Origin of the sequence: Kitasatospora brasiliensis (assembly GCF_032654805.1) — a bacterium.
Taxonomy (GTDB): Bacteria; Actinomycetota; Actinomycetes; order Streptomycetales; family Streptomycetaceae; genus Kitasatospora; species Kitasatospora brasiliensis.
In genome coordinates this window covers 137,996-156,410 of sequence record NZ_JAUOOW010000001.1, presented here as the reverse complement: position 1 = coordinate 156,410, position 18,415 = coordinate 137,996, and the positions used below count along the sequence as shown (strand labels likewise).

At 73.8% G+C, this 18,415-nt stretch carries 18 protein-coding genes; 9 read left to right on the top strand and 9 right to left on the bottom strand.

The genetic code is table 11. The features are described from left to right. Positions 1-18: 18 nt before the first annotated feature. The 7 genes from QWJ13_RS00600 to QWJ13_RS00570 all read right to left on the bottom strand — a co-directional run bounded on the left by QWJ13_RS00600 (position 19) and on the right by QWJ13_RS00570 (position 8,113). Positions 19-1,629 carry a dipeptide ABC transporter ATP-binding protein gene (locus tag QWJ13_RS00600; protein WP_316519793.1) on the bottom strand — a complete coding sequence of 537 codons (1,611 nt, stop codon included), beginning with the start codon at positions 1,627-1,629 and terminating at the stop codon, positions 19-21. Continuing rightward, complete coding sequence (locus QWJ13_RS00595; protein ID WP_316519792.1) at positions 1,626-2,474, bottom strand: ABC transporter permease; 849 nt, start codon at positions 2,472-2,474, stop codon at positions 1,626-1,628. Before QWJ13_RS00595 ends, QWJ13_RS00600 begins: the two co-directional genes overlap by 4 nt. Positions 2,475-2,478: 4 nt before the next feature. Continuing rightward, positions 2,479-3,423, bottom strand: coding sequence for an ABC transporter permease (locus QWJ13_RS00590; RefSeq protein WP_316519791.1), 945 nt, complete (start codon positions 3,421-3,423; stop codon positions 2,479-2,481). 22 nt (positions 3,424-3,445) lie between these two features. Next, on the bottom strand, positions 3,446-5,035 hold the full coding sequence (locus tag QWJ13_RS00585; protein ID WP_316519790.1) for an ABC transporter substrate-binding protein: 1,590 nt from the start codon (positions 5,033-5,035) through the stop codon (positions 3,446-3,448). After that, positions 5,032-6,291, bottom strand: coding sequence for an ROK family protein (locus QWJ13_RS00580; RefSeq protein ID WP_316519789.1), 1,260 nt, complete (start codon positions 6,289-6,291; stop codon positions 5,032-5,034). Before QWJ13_RS00580 ends, QWJ13_RS00585 begins: the two co-directional genes overlap by 4 nt. Before the next feature lie 28 nt (positions 6,292-6,319). Continuing rightward, positions 6,320-7,309, bottom strand: a complete 990-nt coding sequence (locus QWJ13_RS00575) for a TauD/TfdA dioxygenase family protein (protein ID WP_316519788.1) — start codon at positions 7,307-7,309, stop codon at positions 6,320-6,322. Positions 7,310-7,858: 549 nt separating this feature from the next. Then, a complete protein-coding gene (locus tag QWJ13_RS00570) occupies positions 7,859-8,113 on the bottom strand; it encodes a hypothetical protein (RefSeq protein WP_316519787.1) in 255 nt (84 codons plus the stop codon). Positions 8,114-8,379: 266 nt separating this feature from the next. Here QWJ13_RS00570 and QWJ13_RS00565 point away from each other — a divergent pair, with 266 nt between their 5' ends. Then, entirely contained in the window at positions 8,380-8,865 is a 486-nt protein-coding gene (locus tag QWJ13_RS00565) for a cysteine/serine endopeptidase inhibitor (protein WP_316519786.1), read from the top strand. Here the strand turns inward: QWJ13_RS00565 and QWJ13_RS00560 are convergent. Further along, a complete protein-coding gene (locus QWJ13_RS00560; RefSeq protein ID WP_316519785.1) occupies positions 8,862-9,782 on the bottom strand; it encodes a LysR family transcriptional regulator in 921 nt (306 codons plus the stop codon). The two genes, QWJ13_RS00565 and QWJ13_RS00560, sit on opposite strands and share 4 nt — an antisense overlap. A gap of 128 nt (positions 9,783-9,910) precedes the next feature. Between QWJ13_RS00560 and QWJ13_RS00555 the strand changes: the two genes are divergently transcribed. The 6 genes from QWJ13_RS00555 (at position 9,911) to QWJ13_RS00530 (ending at position 15,004) form a co-directional block, all read left to right on the top strand. Beyond that, positions 9,911-10,867: an FAD-dependent oxidoreductase gene (locus QWJ13_RS00555; protein ID WP_316519783.1), complete on the top strand. Its 957-nt coding sequence runs from the start codon at positions 9,911-9,913 to the stop codon at positions 10,865-10,867. A 147-nt stretch (positions 10,868-11,014) separates the two neighbouring features. Beyond that, on the top strand, positions 11,015-11,506 hold the full coding sequence (locus QWJ13_RS00550; RefSeq protein ID WP_316519781.1) for a flavoprotein: 492 nt from the start codon (positions 11,015-11,017) through the stop codon (positions 11,504-11,506). A 106-nt stretch (positions 11,507-11,612) separates the two neighbouring features. After that, positions 11,613-12,998, top strand: a complete 1,386-nt coding sequence (locus QWJ13_RS00545) for an NAD(P)/FAD-dependent oxidoreductase (RefSeq protein ID WP_316519779.1) — start codon at positions 11,613-11,615, stop codon at positions 12,996-12,998. A 566-nt stretch (positions 12,999-13,564) separates the two neighbouring features. Next, the gene (locus QWJ13_RS00540) at positions 13,565-13,762 is read left to right on the top strand and encodes a hypothetical protein (RefSeq protein ID WP_316519778.1); all 198 of its coding nucleotides are present in this window, start codon (positions 13,565-13,567) and stop codon (positions 13,760-13,762) included. Further along, a complete protein-coding gene (locus QWJ13_RS00535) occupies positions 13,759-14,361 on the top strand; it encodes an acyl-CoA thioesterase (RefSeq protein WP_316519777.1) in 603 nt (200 codons plus the stop codon). Before QWJ13_RS00540 ends, QWJ13_RS00535 begins: the two co-directional genes overlap by 4 nt. 247 nt (positions 14,362-14,608) lie before the next feature. Beyond that, positions 14,609-15,004, top strand: a complete 396-nt coding sequence (locus QWJ13_RS00530; protein ID WP_316519776.1) for a DUF2267 domain-containing protein — start codon at positions 14,609-14,611, stop codon at positions 15,002-15,004. Between the two features lie 172 nt (positions 15,005-15,176). Here QWJ13_RS00530 and QWJ13_RS00525 read toward each other — a convergent pair whose 3' ends face one another. Further along, positions 15,177-16,109: an ROK family protein gene (locus tag QWJ13_RS00525; protein WP_316519775.1), complete on the bottom strand. Its 933-nt coding sequence runs from the start codon at positions 16,107-16,109 to the stop codon at positions 15,177-15,179. Between the two features lie 468 nt (positions 16,110-16,577). On the opposite strand from QWJ13_RS00525, the gene QWJ13_RS00520 reads away from it, so the two are divergent. Both QWJ13_RS00520 and QWJ13_RS00515 read left to right on the top strand, forming a co-directional pair. Then, entirely contained in the window at positions 16,578-17,624 is a 1,047-nt protein-coding gene (locus tag QWJ13_RS00520) for an alcohol dehydrogenase catalytic domain-containing protein (protein WP_432277403.1), read from the top strand. A gap of 381 nt (positions 17,625-18,005) precedes the next feature. After that, complete coding sequence (locus QWJ13_RS00515; RefSeq protein WP_316519774.1) at positions 18,006-18,371, top strand: hypothetical protein; 366 nt, start codon at positions 18,006-18,008, stop codon at positions 18,369-18,371. Positions 18,372-18,415 lie beyond the last annotated feature (44 nt).

Here is an 18,415-nt window from a genome sequence, read left to right as displayed (position 1 = left end):
GAAAGGGGGTGGGCGGGTTCAGCGGGCGGCCGCGGTCGGCTCCAGGCCCGGAACGGCGGCCAACAGATCGGCGGTGTAGGGGTGTTCGGGCGCGGTGACGACCCGGTCGGCGGGCCCGGTCTCGACGATCCGGCCGCGGTGCATCACCGCGATCCGATGGCTGACCTGGCGGACCACCGCCAGGTCGTGGGCGATGAACAGGATGGCCAGGCCGAGCTCCCGCTGGAGCCGGGCGAGCAGCTCGATCACCTGGGCCTGCACCGAGACGTCCAGTGCGGAGACCGGCTCGTCGCAGATCAGCACGCTCGGTTCGGGGGCCAACGCCCGTGCGATGCCGATGCGTTGGCGCTGGCCTCCGGAGAAGGCGCGCGGGTGGCGGTCGGCCGTGGCCGGGTCCAGCCCGACCTGCTCCAGCAGTTCGGCGACCCGGGCGGCGCGCTGCTCCCGGTCGCCGAGACGGTGGGCGATCAGCGGCTCGGCGATGATCTGCCCGGCGGTCATCCGGGGGTTGAGCGAGGAGTACGGGTCTTGGAAGACCAGTTGGACGTCGCGTCGCGGTGAGCGGCCGATCTCCTCGCCGCGCAGGCGGATGCTGCCGCCGGACGGCGGGTGTGCCCGGACCAGGGCCCGGGCCAGGGTGGACTTCCCGGAGCCGGACTCGCCGACCAGGCCCAGCGTCTCGCCGGGGTGCAGGTCGAGGTCGATGCCGTGCAGCGCGGTGAAGGCGCGCCGCCGCGAGCCGTAGCTCTTGGTCAGGCCGCGCACGGTGAGCAGGGGCTGGTCGCCCGGGGTGCTGTTGGCGGCCGCCCCGGAGGGCTCCGCCAGGCGTGGCACGGCGGCCAACAGCTCGCGGGTGTAGGGGTGTTCGGGCCGGGCGAGGATCTCGGCGGTGGCGCCTTGCTCGACCACTCGGCCGTGCCGCATGACCAGCAGCCGGCGGCAGGTCTGGGCGATCACCCCGAAGTCGTGGCTGATCACCACCAGCGCCGTGCCGGTCTCCCGGTTGATCCGGGCGAGCAGGCGCAGGATCTGCCGCTGGACGGTCGGGTCCAGCGCGGTGGTCGGTTCGTCGGCGACCAGCACCTCGGCGTCGTGGGCCAGGGCCAGGGCGATCATGATGCGCTGGCGCTGGCCGCCGGAGAACTGGTGGGGATGGTCGCGCAGCCGTCCGGTGGCGTCCGGGATGCCGACCAGGTCGAGCAACTCGGCCGCTCGGGCGGCTCGTTCGGCCTTCCGTGGCCGTCCGCCGTGGGCGCGCAGCGCCTCGTCCAGCTGGCGGCCGACGGTGAGCACCGGGTTGAGCGAGGACATCGGGTCCTGGAAGACCATGGCGATCCGGCGGCCGCGCAGGGCACGCAGCGCGTCCTCGGGGAGGGCGGCCAGGTCCTGCCCGGCCAGCTCGACCGAGCCGGCGGTGATCCGGCCGCCGGGCGGCAGCATCCGCAGCAGCGCGAGGGCGGTGGTGGACTTGCCGGAGCCGGACTCGCCGACGATGCCCAGGGTGTCGCCGGCTTCCAGGTCGAATCCGACGCCGTCGACGGCGGGGGCGGCGGGGGCGGTACCCGCGGCGGCGCCCGGGGGGTCGTCGAACCGTACGGTGAGGTCGGTGACTCGGAGCACGGTGGTCATCGGCGGATCCCCCGGTTCAGGGCCTCGGCGATCAGCGTGAAGCCGAGCACCAGCGCGGTGGTGGCGGCCAGCGGGACGGCCGCGAAGGCCGGATCGGTGGCCAGGTAGGCGACGGACTGGCTGAGGATGCTGCCCAGGGTGGGCTCCGGTGGGCGGACTCCGAGGCCGAGGAAGCTCATCGCGCCTTCGATGAACACGCCGAGCGAGAGTGCCACGGCGGTCTGCACGATCAGCGGGTCGACGGCGTTGGGCAGTACGTGGCGCAGCAGCACCCGGGCCCGGGAGGCCCCGCCGACCCGGGCCGCCAGGGCGTACTCGCGCTCCCGTTGGACCAGGATGCCCGCCCGCAACTGCCGCCCGAAGCCCGGGATCTCGGCCAGCGCGATGACGATCACCACCGGCCAGCGGCCCGGGCCGAGGACGGCGGTGACGGCCAGCGCGAGGATCAGCCCGGGGAAGGCGAGCAGCAGGTCGAAGGCCCGCTGGACGGCGAGGTCGGCCCACCGGGAGCTGGCCGCGAGCAGGGCGGCCGAGCAGCCGAGCAGCGCGCCGATCGGGACGGCGGTGACGATCAGCGCGAGGTCGGTGCCGATGCCGTGCAGCACCCGGCTGTACAGATCACGGCCCAAGTCATCGGTGCCGAAGGGGTGTTCGGCGCTGGGGCCGGCCAGGGCGAGGGCGCTCTGGGCGTTCGGGTCGGTGCCGGTGAGCAGCGGTGCGAGCAGCCCGGCGAGGGCGACGACGCCGACCAGCGCGAGGCCGGTCAGGCCGCGCGCGCTCAGCAGGGCGGCGCGGTAACGGCCGCCCGGGGCAGCTGACTTGCGGGGAATCGTGGTGGTGGTCATCGGGTCACTCCCAGCGGATCCGGGGGTCGAGCCAGGTGTAGGCCAGGTCGGTGAGCAGTTGGACGGCCACGTAGACCGCCACCACGAGCAGCAGCAGGTCCTGCACCACCGGGTAGTCCCGGCGCACCACGCCCTGCTCGATCAGCTGGCCGAGGCCCGGCCAGGCGAAGATCCGCTCCACCAGGACGGCCCCGGCGACGAGGTGGCCGATCTGGAGGCCGAGGACGGTGACGGCTGAGGGCAGGGCGTTGGGCAGCGCGTGCCGCCAGACGATCCGCCGCCGGGAGACGCCGAGCGCGGTCGCGGTGCGGACGTAGTCCTCGGCGAGCGCGCGTTCGATGCCGTCCTTGAGGTAGCGGGCCAGGACGGCGGCGCTGGGCAGGGCCAGGCAGAGGGCCGGCATCGCCAGGTACTGCACGGCCAAGTCCGGCTCGGCCAGCAGGGATTCGTGCCCGCCGGCCGGGAGCAGTTCGAAGCCGACGGCGAACACCAGCACCAGCAGCACGCCGGTGACGAACGGTGGGATCGCCAGCACCCCGGTGGTGACGGCCTGGACGGCGGCGGCGACCGGGCGGCGTCTGCTGGTGGCGCCGAGCACGGCCAGCGGCAGGGCGATCAGCACCACCAGCAGCAGGGCGCCGAGGGTGAGTTGGGCGGTGGCGCCGAGGCCGTTGCCGATCAGGTCGGTGACCTGGCCGCCGATCGCGTAGCTCGGGCCGAGGTCGCCGCTCAGCAGGCGGCCGAGCCAGCTCGCGTACTGGCCGAACAGAGGCTGGTCGAGGCCGAGTTCGGAGCGGATGGCCTCGATGGCGGCGGGGCCGGCGTCCGGTCCTGCGAGCGTGGTGGCCGGGTCGCCGGGGATCAGCCGGAGGATGAGGAAGACGAGGAAGGAGGCGAGGACCAGGACGAGCAGTCCGCTGGGGAGGCGTTTCAGGAGGAACGTGCGCATGGGTATCCGGGGGCCGTCCTGCTCAGGCCGTGAGGTAGGCGTCGTCGAGGTTGAGGTAGCCGAACTTGTTGAGCGTGGCGCCCCGGGCCCGGTGGCCCGCGACCTCGATCAGTCCGGCGATGGCGAGGTTGATCACGAACTGCTCCTCCAGCAGCACGTCGGTGATCCGCTGGTAGAGCTCCAGGGCCTCCGGACTGTCGCTGTCGCTGCGGTTCCAGGCCCGCTGCACGACGTCGGTGTAGGCGGGGGAGGTGAAGCGCGAGCTGTTCTTGGCCTCGTTGAAGGGGTAGGCGCTCACCGCGAGGGTGGCGGGGTGGAGTTGGGCGAAGCCGTGGCTGAGCGACCACAGGGCGGGCATGGACTGGGAGATGAGCTGCTTCTGCATGGTCGGCGAGTCGGTGGGCTGGAGCACGGTGTCGATGCCGACCTGCTGGAGGTCGTACTGGAGGATCTGCGCGACGGCGGTCGGCCCGGCCTCGTTGGTGTGGGCGAAGGGCAGGGTGAGGCGTTCCGCGCCGGCCTCCCTGAGCAGCGCCCGGGCCCGATCCGGGTCGTGCCGGTAGTGGGTGGCGCCGGCCTCGGTGTACGCCGGGGAGGATGTGGGCCAGGGCGCCGAGGAGACGCTGCCGTAGCCGCCGAGGGCCTGCTGGACCAGCCGGTCGCGGTCGATGGCCCAGGCGATGGCCTGGCGCACGCGCTTGTCGCCGACGTGCTCGGCGGTGGTGTTGACGCCGATGTAGTAGGCGCCGGAGCCGGTGTCGTACGGGTGGATGCGGAACTGCGGGTCGGTGCGCAGGGTGGCGACGTCCTTGCCGCGGACGTTGTAGGAGAGGTGGGTCTGGCCGGTCCTGAGGGAGGACAGCAGCGACTCGGCCTGCGGGATGATCCGGATCTCCACGCCGTCCAGGTACGGGCGGCCGGGGTTCCAGTAGTGGTCGTTGCGGGCGAAGGCCAGCGAGGAGCCGGGCTTGCGGTCGGTGAGGGTGAACGGGCCGGTGCCGATCAGCCGGGTGCCGGCGACGGCGTCCTCGACGCTGTCCCGGTCCGGGATGATCATGAATTCGAAGAGGTCGAAGAGATTGCTCACCGGATGGGCGAGCACCAGGGTCAGCTCGAAGTCCCCGTTCCTGCGGAAGTCGGTGACGGCGGCGGCGGTGGATCTCAACTGGGCGGAGCGGGCCGGGTTCTGGAGGTTCCGGACGGCGAAGACGACGTCCTCGGCGGTGAACCGGCGGCCGCTGTGGAAGAGCACGTCCTCGCGCAGCCTGAGTGTGACGCTCAGGCCGTCCGGGGAGACCTCCCAGGCGGTGGCCAGCTCGGGCTGCGGGCGCAGCCGGTCGTCGTACCTGGTCAGGGTGTTGAACACGAGCCGCTGGATCAGGGTGTTGGCGCTCTGGGCGAAGAGCAGGCTCGGGGTGACGTCGATGCCGGTGGCGACGGTCAGCACGCCGCCCCGGCGCGGCGGGCCGGCGTCCGCGGCGCCGGCCGCGTTCCGGGCGTGCTCGACGGCGGACCGGCAGCCCGCGAGCGTCAGCAGACCGGCACCGGCGAGGCCCGCGCGCAGCAGGGCGCGGCGGCTCGGGGCGGTGGGGAGGCGGGGCGGCGCGGTCATGGCGGTCCTTCGGGGGATCGTGGTGGCAGACGGCACGCGGTGGGGGCCAGCGCGTGGACGGGCCGGGCGTACAGCTCGCCGAGCACCGGCGCTCCGGCGGCCACGGCGAGCACGTCCGGGCCGCGCTGCTGGGAGATCAGCAGGCCGGCGTCCCGGTGGAGGTGTGAGCGCCGGGCGAACTCGGACCGGACGACGTCGAGATGGGCCGGATCGAGGGCGGTGAAGTGCTCGGTCAGGACCAGCAGGTCGGGGTTGACCACGTCGGCGAGCAGGGCGAGCGCGCGGCCGATGATCCGGGCCCGGTTGCGGACCAGCCGGTTCGCCGCCGGGTCGCCCCGGCGGACGGCGGCGATCAGCTGGGCCCGGTCCGGTTCGGCGGTGACGCCCTCGGCGGCGGCCGCCGCGAACAGCGCGGTGTCCGAGGCGGCCACCGAGAGGCAGCCGCGCCGGCCGCAGTGGCAGCGCTCCCGGCTGTCCGCGTCCGGATCGGTGACCGTGCCGGTGACCGGGAGGTGGCCGAGGTCGCCGGTGACCGAGAGCGGGCCCAGGTGGACGGTGCCCGCGACCGCCAGCGCCGCGTCCACCACATGGCCGACGAACAACTGCACCATGCTGCGGCGGGCCGCCGGGTGGCCGAAGAGGATCTCCGCCTGGGCGAGCGCCCGGGCGTGGTTGTCCACTCGGACGGGCAGCCCGGTGGCGTCCGCCAGCAGTTCGCGCAGCGGCAGGTCGTGCCAGTCGAGCGGGCCGTGCCGGACGATCAGGCCGCTCGCCGGGTCGACCGCGCCACCGGTGACGGCGCCCAGCCCGACCACCGTACGGTGTCCGCGCAGGGTCTCGATCAGCCGGGGCAGCCGGGCCAGCAGCGGCTTCAGCAGCTCGGGTCCGGTCCGGCCTCGGTGCGGGATCTCCCTGCGCCGCAGCACCCGGCCGCGCAGGTCGAGCAGCGCGACGGTGGTGAACGGCACGGCGATGTGCAGCCCCGCCACCGCGAGCCGGTCCGGGTCGAGGTCCAGCGGGAGCTGCGGGCGGCCCAGCGCGCCGGCGCCGCCGACCGCCAACTCCGGCCGCTCGTACAGGAGTCCGAGCCCGACCAGGTCCACCGCCTGCCGGGAGACGGCCGAGGCGCTGAGCCCGGTGAGCGCGGCGACCCGGCTGCGGGCGATCGGCCCGTGGTCGAGCACCGTGCGCAGCACGGCGGCGGCGTTGGCGTCCCGGCGGTCGTCGCCGGCGCGCGGGGCGGTGGACGTGGTCACGGACGTGCTGCTCCTCGGGCCCTGGGCGTCAGTTGGCCGCTTCGGACTTCTGGGCTCCGAGCTGTTCGGCTTCCAGCTCGTCGGCGGGCACCAGGCCGGGCACCCGCGGCGGGTCGGTGGGCTCCAGCAGCCGGCTGGGGACGCCGTCCACGCCGACCGGCAGATCGCCGTCCAGGGTGATCCGCCGCACCAGGCGCGGCTCGTCGCCGTAGTCGGCGACCGCGTAGTGCTGGGTGGCGCGGTTGTCCCAGATCGCGACGTCGCCGACCTGCCAGTCCCAGCGGACGGTGTTCTCCAGCCGCTCGACGTAGCGCTGGAAGAGGTCGATCAGCGCCTTGCTGTCGTCGCCCGAGAGGCCCTGGAGGCGCTGGGCGAAGGCGCCGAGCAGCAGGGTCTTCTCGCCGGTCACCGGGTGGACCCGGACCACCGGGTGCTCGGTCTTGAAGGCGGTGGAGACGAAGACGTCCCGGAACAGCTTGGCGACCTCGGGGTTGTTCGCCAGCTCGGGGCGCAGGGCGAGCCGGGCGGCGTAGTCGTAGTCGTTGGTGTGGACGGCGCGCAGGCTCTCGGCGAGCGCCTTCAGCGGGGCGGGCAGGTCCCGGTAGGCGGCCGCGGTGTTGGCCCAGGCGGTGCTGCCGCCGGCCGACGGGAGTTCCAGGGCGCGCAGGATCGAGGCCTTGGGGTAGGACGGGACGAAGGTGACGTCGGTGTGCCAGTTGTTGGCGCGCACGCCCTTGGTGGCGTCCAGTTCGAAGATGTAGCGGCCGTCCACACTGGGCACGGTGGGGTGGCCGACGGGCCGGCCGAGCAACCGGGCGAAGGCCTCCTGCTCGGCGTCGTCCAGGTGCTGCTGGCCGCGGAAGAAGAGCACCTTGTGCTCGTACAGGGCGGCCTCGACGGCGGCGACGGTCTCGGCGGGGAGGTCGCCGGCCAGGCGTATGTCGTGCACGATCGCGCCGATCCGGCCGGCGACGGGGGTGAGGCGAAGGATGGTCGGGCTGGAGGTGGCAGTGGTCATGACGGGGCCCTTTCGGGACGGGCGTGGTGACGGCAAGTGATGAGGTGAGGGGCGCCCGGGCAGCTGGGGGCGTACGGCTCCGCAGGGCGGGGCGCGGCGCACGGGCGCGGTGGTCCGCTGCGGCGGACGGTCAGAGCGCGAGCGCGCCGCGACAACAGCGGCGCGGGCAGCGGCAGGGGGCGGGGCGGACGGCGGTGTGCATCGGCCCTCCTTCCGGGTCGCTGCTGGATGGGCTCGGGCCTCATCGTGCTGAACCGTGCGGACTTCTGTCAATCGTCATCTTGGCTGGTGAGAAAGGGTGTTGCCGCTTCGTTTCGGCCGCTTGCGGTTTCTTGCGGCGCGTTGCGGCGTGTTGCGGCGGATGACGGGGGGATGGCGGGCGCAATGCGGGCGGGCGTTCGGGCTTGTCGCCCGGGGTGTGGGGTTACTAATTTTCGGAGCGGAAGAAATCCGGGCCGGCGCGGGCGGTTCCCGTCGCCGGGGTCGACGCCTGCCCGGAGTCCGGCGACCCGGCGCGTCCGTGACGTTCGGTGACGGCGGTGTCGGACGCTACTTGGTGAGCAGTCGGGCGAAGTCCAGCCCGAGGCTGCCGAGGACGGGCAGTGCGCCGAGGTCGGTCACACCGGCGACCGGGATGCTGTAGCCCCCGTTCACGGCGCGGGGTGCCTGGCGTGCATCGCGCGGTGCCTGGCTCGCGTCGTGCGGCGCCTGGATCGCCTCGCGGGGCGCCGCGCCGGCGGCGACGGGGGCGGTGGTCGGGAGCAGGACGGTGCCGAGGAGCAGGGCGGCGAGCGAGGTGCGCATCTGAGGGAGCCTCCGGGGAATCGGGTGACGGGTTGTCAACACCCTCCGTGGCGAAGCGGTCACGGATCTTCGCCCCTTCGGCCGCATCAGGGGCGGATTCCGGCCTTGTGTTGCTGCTGATGCGGCACAGGTCTGGACCGCGATGCGGGGCGACGCATACCTTTCCTCCCCAAGGGCGTTCGAGCAGTGAACAGTCGTGCGAACGCGTCGACTTGCCACTGTCATGCCCATGACAGTCACCAGCACTGCAACCGGAGGGAACGACCATGCGCGCCATCGGCAAGAACCTCAGGATCCTCGCGGGCGCCCCGCTCGCCGCAGCTGCCCTCATCGCCCTCACGGCCGGCTCCGCCAGCGCCGCGATACCGCTCAACACGCCCATGGCCGGCAAGGCCACCTACTACACCGACTCCGGCTACGGCGCCTGCGGCACCCAGATCAACGCCTCCACCCAGATGCTGGTCGCGGTCTCGCGCGCCTGGTGGACCACCGCGAACCCGAACAACGACCCGGTCTGCCAGGGCATTTCGGTCAAGGTGAGCTACCAGGGCAAGACCATCACCGTCCCGGTGAAGGACCAGTGTCCCTCCTGCGACTCCACCCACATCGACCTCAGCCAGCCCGCCTTCGCCACCTTCGCCCCGCTGGGCCAGGGCGTCATCAACGGCCTGAGCTGGCAGTTCGTCAAGACCGGCCTGAACGGCAAGACGATCGAGCTCGACGCCCCGCTCACCGGCTTCCTCGCCCGCTAGGAGCCGGGCTCCGGGCGTGGCCCCGCCGGCAGCGGCGGGGCCATCGCGAGCAGGAGTTGGACGGCCGGGGGAGCGGTCCGCGGATCGTGGGCGAGCCCCAGCGAGACGGTCGGCACCGGTGCGGTGAGCCGGCGCAGGCAGACCCCGGGAATCCGGAACACCCGGGCCCGCCCCTCCGGGATCGGCGCGATGCCGTAACCCGCCGCCACCGCCAGCAGCAACTGCTCGTCGTCCGGCTCCTCTCGGACGATCCGCGGCGAGCGGCCGGGCCACAGCTGGCCGGTGATCAGCGCGTGCATCCCGGGCCCGTTCTCGCGCGGCCACAGCACCACCGGCTCGTCGGCGATCCGGTGCAGGCCGATCCTGGCGCGGCTACGGGCGAGCGGATGGCCCGCCGGTACGGCCAGCAGCAGCTCCTCCTCGGCGATGATCCGGCAGTCGAGCCCGGGGACGTCGAGCGGCGGCCGGACGAAGGCCGCGTCCAACCGCCCGGCGAGCAGCTCCCCGACGTTGTGCGACGTCCAGCCGGTCTGCAACGCGACGTCCAACCGCGGGTACCGGTTGCGGAACTCGGTCACCAGGGCGTCGCAGACCCCGCCGCGGGAGGAGCGGGTGTATGCCACCCGCAGCCGCCCCTCCCGCCCCTGTACCACCGCGGCGACCCGCTCCTCGGCCGCCGCCACCTCGCCCAGCACCCGCCGCGCCTCCTCGGCGACCGCCCGGCCGACCGGGGTCAGCAGGCAGCCCTTGCTGGTGCGTTCGATCAGCTGGACTCCGAGCTGCCGCTCCAGCGCCTTGATCTGCTGGCTGAGCGCCGACTGTGCCAGGTGCAGCCGGCCGGCGGCCCGGGTGAAGTTCAACTCCTCGGCCAGCACGGAGAAGTAGCGCATCCGGCGCAGGTCCAACCGCAGATCCATCCGGCGATGATAAGCGCGGCTGATCGGCTCCGGACAGAACCGGTCTTGGACGGATTCCAGGGCGGCCGGATTTCCTGGAGACGGATGCCGCCACCCCAGCGGGCGGCCCTTCGGAGGAGGAGTACGCGATGGATGGTGCGGTGGACGTCGTCGTGGTCGGCAGCGGAGTCATCGGGCTCACCACGGCGATCCGCTTGCAGGAGAAGGGACTTCGGGTCGTCGTGGTGACGGCCGACGGCCTGCTGTCGACGACCTCGGCGGTGGCGGCGGCCGTCTGGTTCCCGGTCGCCACGGGCACCGGCAGCGAGGTGGCGCACTGGTCCGCGGTCGCGTTCGCCGAGTTCGTCCGGCAGGCCGCGGACGGCGTCCCCGGCGTCTCGATGCGCAGAACCCGGATGCTGTCGCACGAGCGGGAGCCGGGCGAGCCCTGGTGGGGCGCCGCCGTCCCGGACCTGCGACGGCTGACGGCGGCCGAACGCGGACCGGAGTGCGCGGACGGCTGGTCGTTCACGGCCCCCGCCATCGAGATGCCGCTCTACCTGCCCTGGCTGCTCGGCCGGTTCATCGACAACGGGGGCGAGATCGTCCACCGCCGCCTCGACGTCCTCGACCAGGCCCGGGTCTGGGCGCCCGTGGTGGTCAACGCCACCGGAATCGGCGCCCGGCAGCTCTGCGACGACCGGGCCGTGCACCCGGTGCGCGGCCAGCTCGTCCTGGTCCGCAACCCCGGACTGCCCACCTCGACCCGCATCCAGGACGACCCGGCCGGCTACACCTACATCCACCCGCGCAGCGCCGACGTCGTCCTCGGCGGCACCTTCGAACCGGACGACTGGAACACCGCGCCCGACCCGGCCACCGCCGAGGCCATCCTCGCCCGGTGCACCGCCCACGTCCCCGAGCTGCGCGGGGCTCGGGTCATCGACCACGTCGTCGGCCTGCGGCCCGCCCGCCACGGCGGGCCCCGCCTGGAGGCGGAACCGGACGGGCGGACCGTCCACAACTACGGCCACGGCGGCGCCGGGGTCACCCTCAGCTGGGGCTGTGCCGACGCCGCGGCCGACCTCGCGGCGGCGTCGGTGTGAGGCGGTTCGGGAGTCGGCGTCCGACGGCGGCCGCCGACTCCCGGGCAACGGCTCCCGGGCCGCCGGGGTGCGGTGCCGGGCGGTTTGGGAAGGTGGTGCATGCCGGCCCGGTCGTGGGCCGGCGGTGACCAGAGGGGACGGCCGGGGATGGCCAAGAAGCCGATGCTGTACGTCGTGGTGTGCGCGGCCGGGGTCGCGGGCGGGGTGGGGGAGTTGATCTCCGAGGCCCGGCAGCAGGGCTGGGACGTCGGGGTGGTGGCGACTCCCGACGCCATGGCGCTCATCGACGCGGACGCGATCGTCGCGCAGACCGGGTTCCCGATCCGTTCGGCCTGGCGGAAGCCGGGGGAGCCCCGGCCGCTGCCGGACCCGGACGCGATCGTCGTCTCGCCCGCCACCTTCAACTCGATCAACAAGTGGGCCCTGGGGATCTCGGACACCCTCGCCCTCGGCATCCTCTGCGAGTCCTACGGCTGGGGCATCCCCGTCGCCGTGCAGCCGTGCCTCAGCGCCGCCCAGGCGGCGCACCCGGCGCACCGGGACAGCCTGGCGAAGCTGCGGCGGATGGGGGTGCGGATCGCGGACTTCACGCCCGGCTCGTACGACTGGACGGGGGCGCTGGAGCTGCTGCGGGACTGACAGGGTGGCTGATCGGGCCCGGCGATCCTTGCACTGTGAGGGGTGGCCCCGCCACCCTGTCAGAGATAGCGTCCGGGCAGGTCAGCGAGGGTGTGGGAGGGTTCCGGTGGCGGTCAACGGTGAGGTGTCGTTCTGGTACGCGGCGGACGGGGTGCCCGAGGCCGGGCCCGCCCTGCCGGGGCACCGGGACGTCGACGTGTGCGTGGTCGGCGGCGGGTACACCGGACTGTGGACGGCCTACTACCTGAAGAAGGCCGACCCCTCCCTGCGGATCGCCGTCCTCGAACAGCGCTTCTGCGGCTACGGCGCCTCCGGGCGCAACGGCGGCTGGCTGTACAACGGCTTCGCGGGGCGCGGCGCGTTCGCCAAGCGGTACGGGCAGCAGCGCGCCGCGGCGATGCAGCGGATGATGGACGAGGCGGTCGGCGAGGTCATCGGCATCGCCGAGGCCGAGGGCATCGAGGCCGACATCGTCCGCGGCGGCGTGCTCGAAGTCGCCCGCAGCAAGCCCCAGTTGGACCGACTGCGGGAGCACGTCGAGGCCGAACGGGCCTACGGCGAAGGTCGCGTCGAGCTGCTGAGCGCCAAGGAGGCGGCCGCCCGGATCGATGTCGCCGGCACCATCGGCGGCTGCTGGACCCGGTACGGCGCCCGCATCCAGCCCGCCCGGCTCGCCCGCGGACTCGCCCGCACCGTACGCGAGTTGGGCGTCGAGGTGTACGAGGGGACGGCGGTCACCGCGATCCTGCCCGGCGACGCCCATCGCAAGCCCCGCGCCGTCACCCCGTACGGCACCGTCACCGCCGGCCAAGTGCTGCGCGCCACCGAGGGGTTCACCGCCGGGCTGCGCGGCGAGAAGCGGACCTGGCTGCCGATGAACTCCGCGATGGTCGCCACCGAGCCGCTGCCCGCCGAGTTCTGGGCGGAGTACGGCTGGGAGGGCCGCGAGGTGCTGGGCGACTTCGCGCACGCGTACATGTACGCGCAGCGCACCGCCGACGACCGGATCGCGCTGGGCGGGCGGGGTGTGCCGTACCGGTTCGGCTCGCGCACGGACTCGGACGGCAGCACCCAGGTGGAGACGGTGCGCCAGCTCCGGCGGATCCTCAACCGGTTCTTCCCCGCCGCCGCGCACGCCCGGATCGACCATGCCTGGGCGGGCGTGCTCGGCGTCCCCCGGGACTGGTGCGCCACCGTCGAGCTGGACCGGGCGAGCGGGCTCGGCTGGGCGGGCGGGTACGTCGGAAGCGGCGTGACCACCACCAACCTGGCCGGGCGCACCCTGCGGGACCTGGTGCTCGGCCGGGACACCGAGTTGACCCGGCTGCCATGGGTGGGCCACACCGTGCGGCGCTGGGAGCCGGAACCGCTGCGCTGGCTGGGCGTGCACGCGATGTACGCCGCGTACCACGCCGCCGACCGGCAGGAGTCGGCCGGCCGGGCCACCACCTCGCCGATCGCCCGGGTCGCGGACCTCGTCTCGGGGCGCTGAGTCCGTGGCACCGAGTCTGGCACCGAGTTCGGGGCGCTGAGCTCGGGGCGCTGAGCTCGGGGCCGCGTCCGGTACTCAGTCCAGGGGATCCGCACGTCGGCGCCGCCGGCGCATCGATCGTCCGTTCGGACGCATCGCCGAGCGGCGGCGGCTCGCAGCGACGACGGTGAAGGCGTGCGGACGAGAACGCCAGTAGCAGAGTTTGGCCCCAGGGCCGTCGATCCTGGCGCGCGCGTCGGAGATACCACCCGAATTGCGGACGGCATTCGACTGACGGGGCATATTGTGTACACCGACAAACTACTCCGATGGTGGTCAGTTTCCCGTCGAGGTCCGCAAACCATCAGTTGACCCCCTTCGGCTGGGATAGCGTCGTGGGGTCGGGGGGTCGACACCGATCCGGTGTATTCGAACGCTAGCTACTGGGCCGTAAGGCCGAATGAGTCATGGAGAAAAACATGCGGCATTTCCCTGTGGGAAACCGGCCAGACGGGGTCGACGACCTTCAACTCGCGATGGAATCACTGGCCGCCTTCCCGTCCCGGAACGCAGGGAGCGGGGCGGACGTGACCGAACGGCTCGCGGCCGTCCACGAGCTGTGCCGGGCGGTCGACACGGTGCTGGACAGCCTGGTCGTCCAGGCGGCGGCCGAGGCGGCCGAGGAGGGCTGGACCGCGGCCCGGATGGCGGCCGAACACTCCGGTTACTACGCCAGGTTGCAGCGCGCGCTGCTCCCCGCCGGTGCCGGGCTGACCCGGCAGTGAACACGGTGCAGACGGGCGCCCACGTGCTGTCCTGCCCGACCAGGTGGAGCGACGTCGACGAGAACGGTCACATCAACAACGCCCGTCTGGTCGGCTACATCCAGGAGGGGATTTACGACCTGCTCCGCCACCACGAAACCGCCGTCCGGGAATCGCTGTTCTCCGCCGGGTTCATTATCGCGAGGCACGAGATCGATTACCTGGAACAGTTGCACCACCGGCCGGAGCCGTTGTCGGTGCGGCTCACCGTGGAGCGGCTGGGCCGGAGTTCCACGCAGATCGAGGTCAATGTCTGCCGGGACGGGCTGATCTATATGCGGGCGCGGACCGTGGTGGTCGCGCGGGACCGCGAATCCGGCCGCTCGCGGGCGCTGAGCCCGGCCGAGCGGATCTTTCTCTCGGCGTTCATGACGGACACCGCCCGCGACCGGGCCGCCCTGGCGGCCACGACGGTGACCGCGGCGACCGTGACCGCGCCGACGGTGTCCCCGGCTCCGCCGGTGGCCGCGCAGGCGGTCCCGCCGGCGCAGCGCGTACCGGCCGGTGCGGTGGTGCCGTTCCGCCGGCCGCGCAGGCGGTGCCACGCCTCGATGGGGTGACCCGGACCCGGACCCGGCTCGCATGGTCGGCCTTGTGCGTCCGGGCCGATCGGCCGGTTCCCTGGGCGCCGGTGCCGTAGGCGGCCGATTCTGTAGGCGGCCGGTTCCGTGGGCGCCGGGGCGAGTTACCCTGAGCAGCACGGGCACCGGTACGTCCCACGGTGGTCACGCGCTGCGATCTCCCTCCTGGCCCGGGGGTGGACCGCCGCCGGTCCGGCCGGAGCCCGCCGACCGGAAGGAGGACGCGATGACCATCTCCTGGGAGGACTTCCTCGCCCGCGTCGTGGAGCGCGGCGAGTACCGGGGCGAGGCCGAGGCGGATCACGCCGCCCGGGTCGTGCTGGCCCTGCTCGGCGAGCACCTGGTGGGCTCCGAGTCGTCCGAGCTCGCCGACGCGCTGCCCCTCGCCTACGCCCCGCTGCTGCGCGACGCCCGGCCCACCGCCGAGCCACTGACCGCCGAGCGCTTCGTGCAGGCCGTGGTGGGGTGGATCAACGGGGCCACGCCCGCGACGGCGCAGTGGGACATCGGGGCCGTGCTCAGCACCGTCGAGGACCTGGTCCCGAAGGAGTTGATGGACCGGGTGATCGAGCAACTCCCGGACGGCTACGACCTGTTGTTCGGCCACCCGGCCCCGGCCTGAGCCCGCTGCCCCGGCCTGAGCCCGCTGCCCCGGCCTGAGCCCGCCGCCCCGGCCTGAGCCCGCTGCCCCGGCCTGAGCCCGCCGCCCCGGGCCGGGCGGGTGGGGCCGTCAACTCGACGCCCACTCCCCGGAGATGGGCGCGCGACAGGCCCGTGCCCGGCTTCGGCGCGGCTCAGCGGCAGAGCGCGGCCGCGCCGATCAGCCCGGCGTCGGTGCCGAGTTCGGCCCGGCGCACGTCCAGGCCGCGGACGTACGAGAGCGCGGCGTAGCGGTCCAGGTGGCGGGCGAGCGGGGTGAACAGCACGTCCCCGGCCGTGGCGACACCGCCGCCGACCACGACCCGGGAGAGGTCCACCAGGGCGGCCGTGGCGGCGATCCCGGCGGCCAGCGCCTGGGCGGCGCGGTCGAAGGAGGCGAGCGCCACCGGGTCTCCCGCGGCGGCGGAGGCGGCGACGGCGCGGGCCGTCCGATCGCCGTCCGCCGGTCGCCAGCCCGCGGCGAGGGCCCGGCGGGCGATCGCGGTGCCGCTGGCCAGGCCCTCCAGGCAGCCGCGCGAACCGCACGGGCAGGGCTCACCGTCCAGTTCGACGGTGATGTGGCCGAGGTGCCCGGCATTGCCGCTGGGGCCGGGCCGTACCGTGCCGTCGAGCACCAGCCCGGCGCCGACGCCGGTCGACACCACCAGGCAGAGCGCGTTGTCGGCGCCCCGGGCCGCGCCCTGCCAGTGCTCGGCGGCGGCCATCGCCACCCCGTCCCCGGCCAGCCGGACGGGCATCGCGCGGGCCGCCACCGCCGGGTGCGCGGCGACCTCGGCGACCAGCGGGAAGCCGCGCCAGCCGGGGATGTTGACCGGGCTGACGGTGCCGCCGACGAGGTCGATCGGGCCGGCGCTCCCGATGCCGACGGCCGTCACGGCGGCCCAGTCGGGCGCCGCGGCGAGCCGGTCCAGCACCCGGTGCACCACGGCGAGCACGGCCGCGCCGGGATCGGCGGCCGGGGTGGGCAGCTGGAGCCGGTGCCGCAGCCGTCCGGTGGTGTCGACCAGCGCCCCGGCGATCTTGGTGCCCCCGATGTCGAGGGCGGCGAACAGCGGGGCGACGGGCACGGCGGGCTCCAAGGGCGGTCGGCGGGAAGGCGCCCCGCCCGAGGTGGGCCGGGGCGCCGAACAGCGTAGGTGAAGCGGGCGTGCGACGGCTCGGGTAGCCCCTGCCTCGTTGCCCGTCCGGCGGGTGAGCCACCGCGGGCGCTGGGAGTGAAGTCGACCCCGAGGCAGAATTGAACGCGTTCAAATGGCGTGCAGGATGGTCTCGAACCGGTACCGGATGGCTGCCGAGGGCCGCGGCCTGTCCGGCATCCGAGGTGACACGTTCCAACCGATGCGGGGGAAGCGGGCATGGGCGCAGCGAGTGAACACCCGGCCGGAGCCGGTCGCGGCAGGAGGGCGCGGGTGGGCCGGGGGCACCCGGCGGAGCGGCCGTGCGCGGACAAACGGCGGTGGGCGTACGAAGCTGGTGGGACCGGCGGGTGCGGGTGTCGCACCGCCCGGGTCTCCCGTAGCGAAGGGTTCTCCGCCATGGCTGTCACCTCGTCCACCTCCTCCGGCGGCATGCAGCGCGCCGTGCGGGTCGCCGCGCCCGGATCGGCGCTCGAACTGTCCGAGGTCCCGGTCCGGGAGCCGGGGCGCGGGGCGGTGCGGATCGCCGTCGAGGCGTGCGGCGTCTGCCACTCGGACCTCCTGATCGCCGGCGGCGCCCTGCCCGGCACGAGCTTTCCGGTCACCCCCGGTCATGAGATCGCCGGCCGGATCGAGGCCCTCGGCGAGGGAGTGGAGGGCCGGCAGGTCGGGGACCGGGTCGCCGTGGGCTGGTACGGCGGCAGCTGCGGGCGCTGCGAGGACTGCCGCGCGGGGGACGCGATCCACTGCGCGCGGCTCCAGGTCCCCGGTGCGGCCTACCCCGGCGGGTACGCGGACAGCGTGGTCGTCCCGGCCATGGCGCTGGCCGCGATCCCCGACGGGCTGAGCGCCGCCGAGGCCGCGCCGCTGGCCTGCGCCGGGATCACCGTCTTCAACGGGCTGCGCCGCTCCGCCGCCGAGGCCGGGGACACGGTCGCCGTCCTGGGCCTGGGCGGGTTGGGCCATCTGGGCGTGCAGTTCGCCCGTGCGATGGGTTTCCGTACCGTGGCCATCGCCCGGGGTGCCGCGAAGGAGCCGCTGGCGCGCGAACTCGGCGCCGAGCACTACATCGACAGCACCGCGGTCGACGTCGCCCAGGCCCTCCAGGGACTCGGCGGCGCGAAGGTGGTGCTGGCCACCGCCGCCAACGCGGACGCCATGTCCGCCACCGTCGACGGGCTCGGCCGGCGCGGCGAACTCGTCATCCTCGGTGCTTCGACCGACCGGCTGGCGATCAGCCCGCTGCAGCTGATCGCCGGCGGCCGCAGGGTCTACGGCCACGCCTCGGGGGTCGCCCTCGACACCGAGGACACCCTGCGCTTCGCGGCCCGGACGGGCGTCCGGGCGTGGATCGAGGAAGTGCCGCTGACGGAGGCCGCCGCCGCGGTGGACCGGATGGCCAGTGGCCGGGCCCGCTTCCGCATGGTCCTCACCACCGGCCGCTGACCGCCGTCCAGGCCCTGGGGCCGCTGTCCACCGGCGCTGCGCCACCCGGGTCCGGCTCGCCGTGCACCGGGCGCAGGAGGGGGGAGGCGTTGTGAGGTTCGGTCGGCAGTGGGTCAACTGCCGAACTTCGGGCCGTGGTTCGAGCGGGTGGACGACCAGTCGGACCCACCCGCGTGGTGCGGGACGGGCCCCTGAGCCGCCCGGCCGCCCCGGTGTCGCAGGGGTGGCGGAAAGTCGACAGTATCCAACTAACCGGTTGACGATGGTTGTTCGAACACGTCAGGCTCAATGGACCGACGAGGCCGGGCTGTTGACTGTGTGACGTGTCGCTCCGATGCCCGGCCCGGTTGTCCATCGAACACCCCGTGTGGAGGTACCGCCATGCCCAAGCGCCGTCTTGCCGTCCACGGAATCGCCGTCGCCGCCCTGACCCTCGCCTCCCTGATCCTCCCGGCCGCCGGGGCCCACGCCGCGCCGCCCGCGGACTCCTGCACCCACAACTGGAGCGTCAGCTCCGGCGAGGGCTACGCGAACGGAAAGTACTGCAACTACAACACCAAGGTCGTCGGCACGGTGCACGACACCAAGGCGGACGGCCGCTGTCCCTACGTGCGCGGCAGCCTCTCCAACGGCAACCACGTCGACAGCGACTGGGCCGGCGGCAAGGGCAAGTCCCGCGCCATCACCCTCTACGCCCCCTCGGGCACCCACATCACCGGCATCTCCATGCGCTACATCAGCTGCTGACGCCGACCCGCGACGCGCGGGAGCCCCGCCGGACCTGGCGGGGC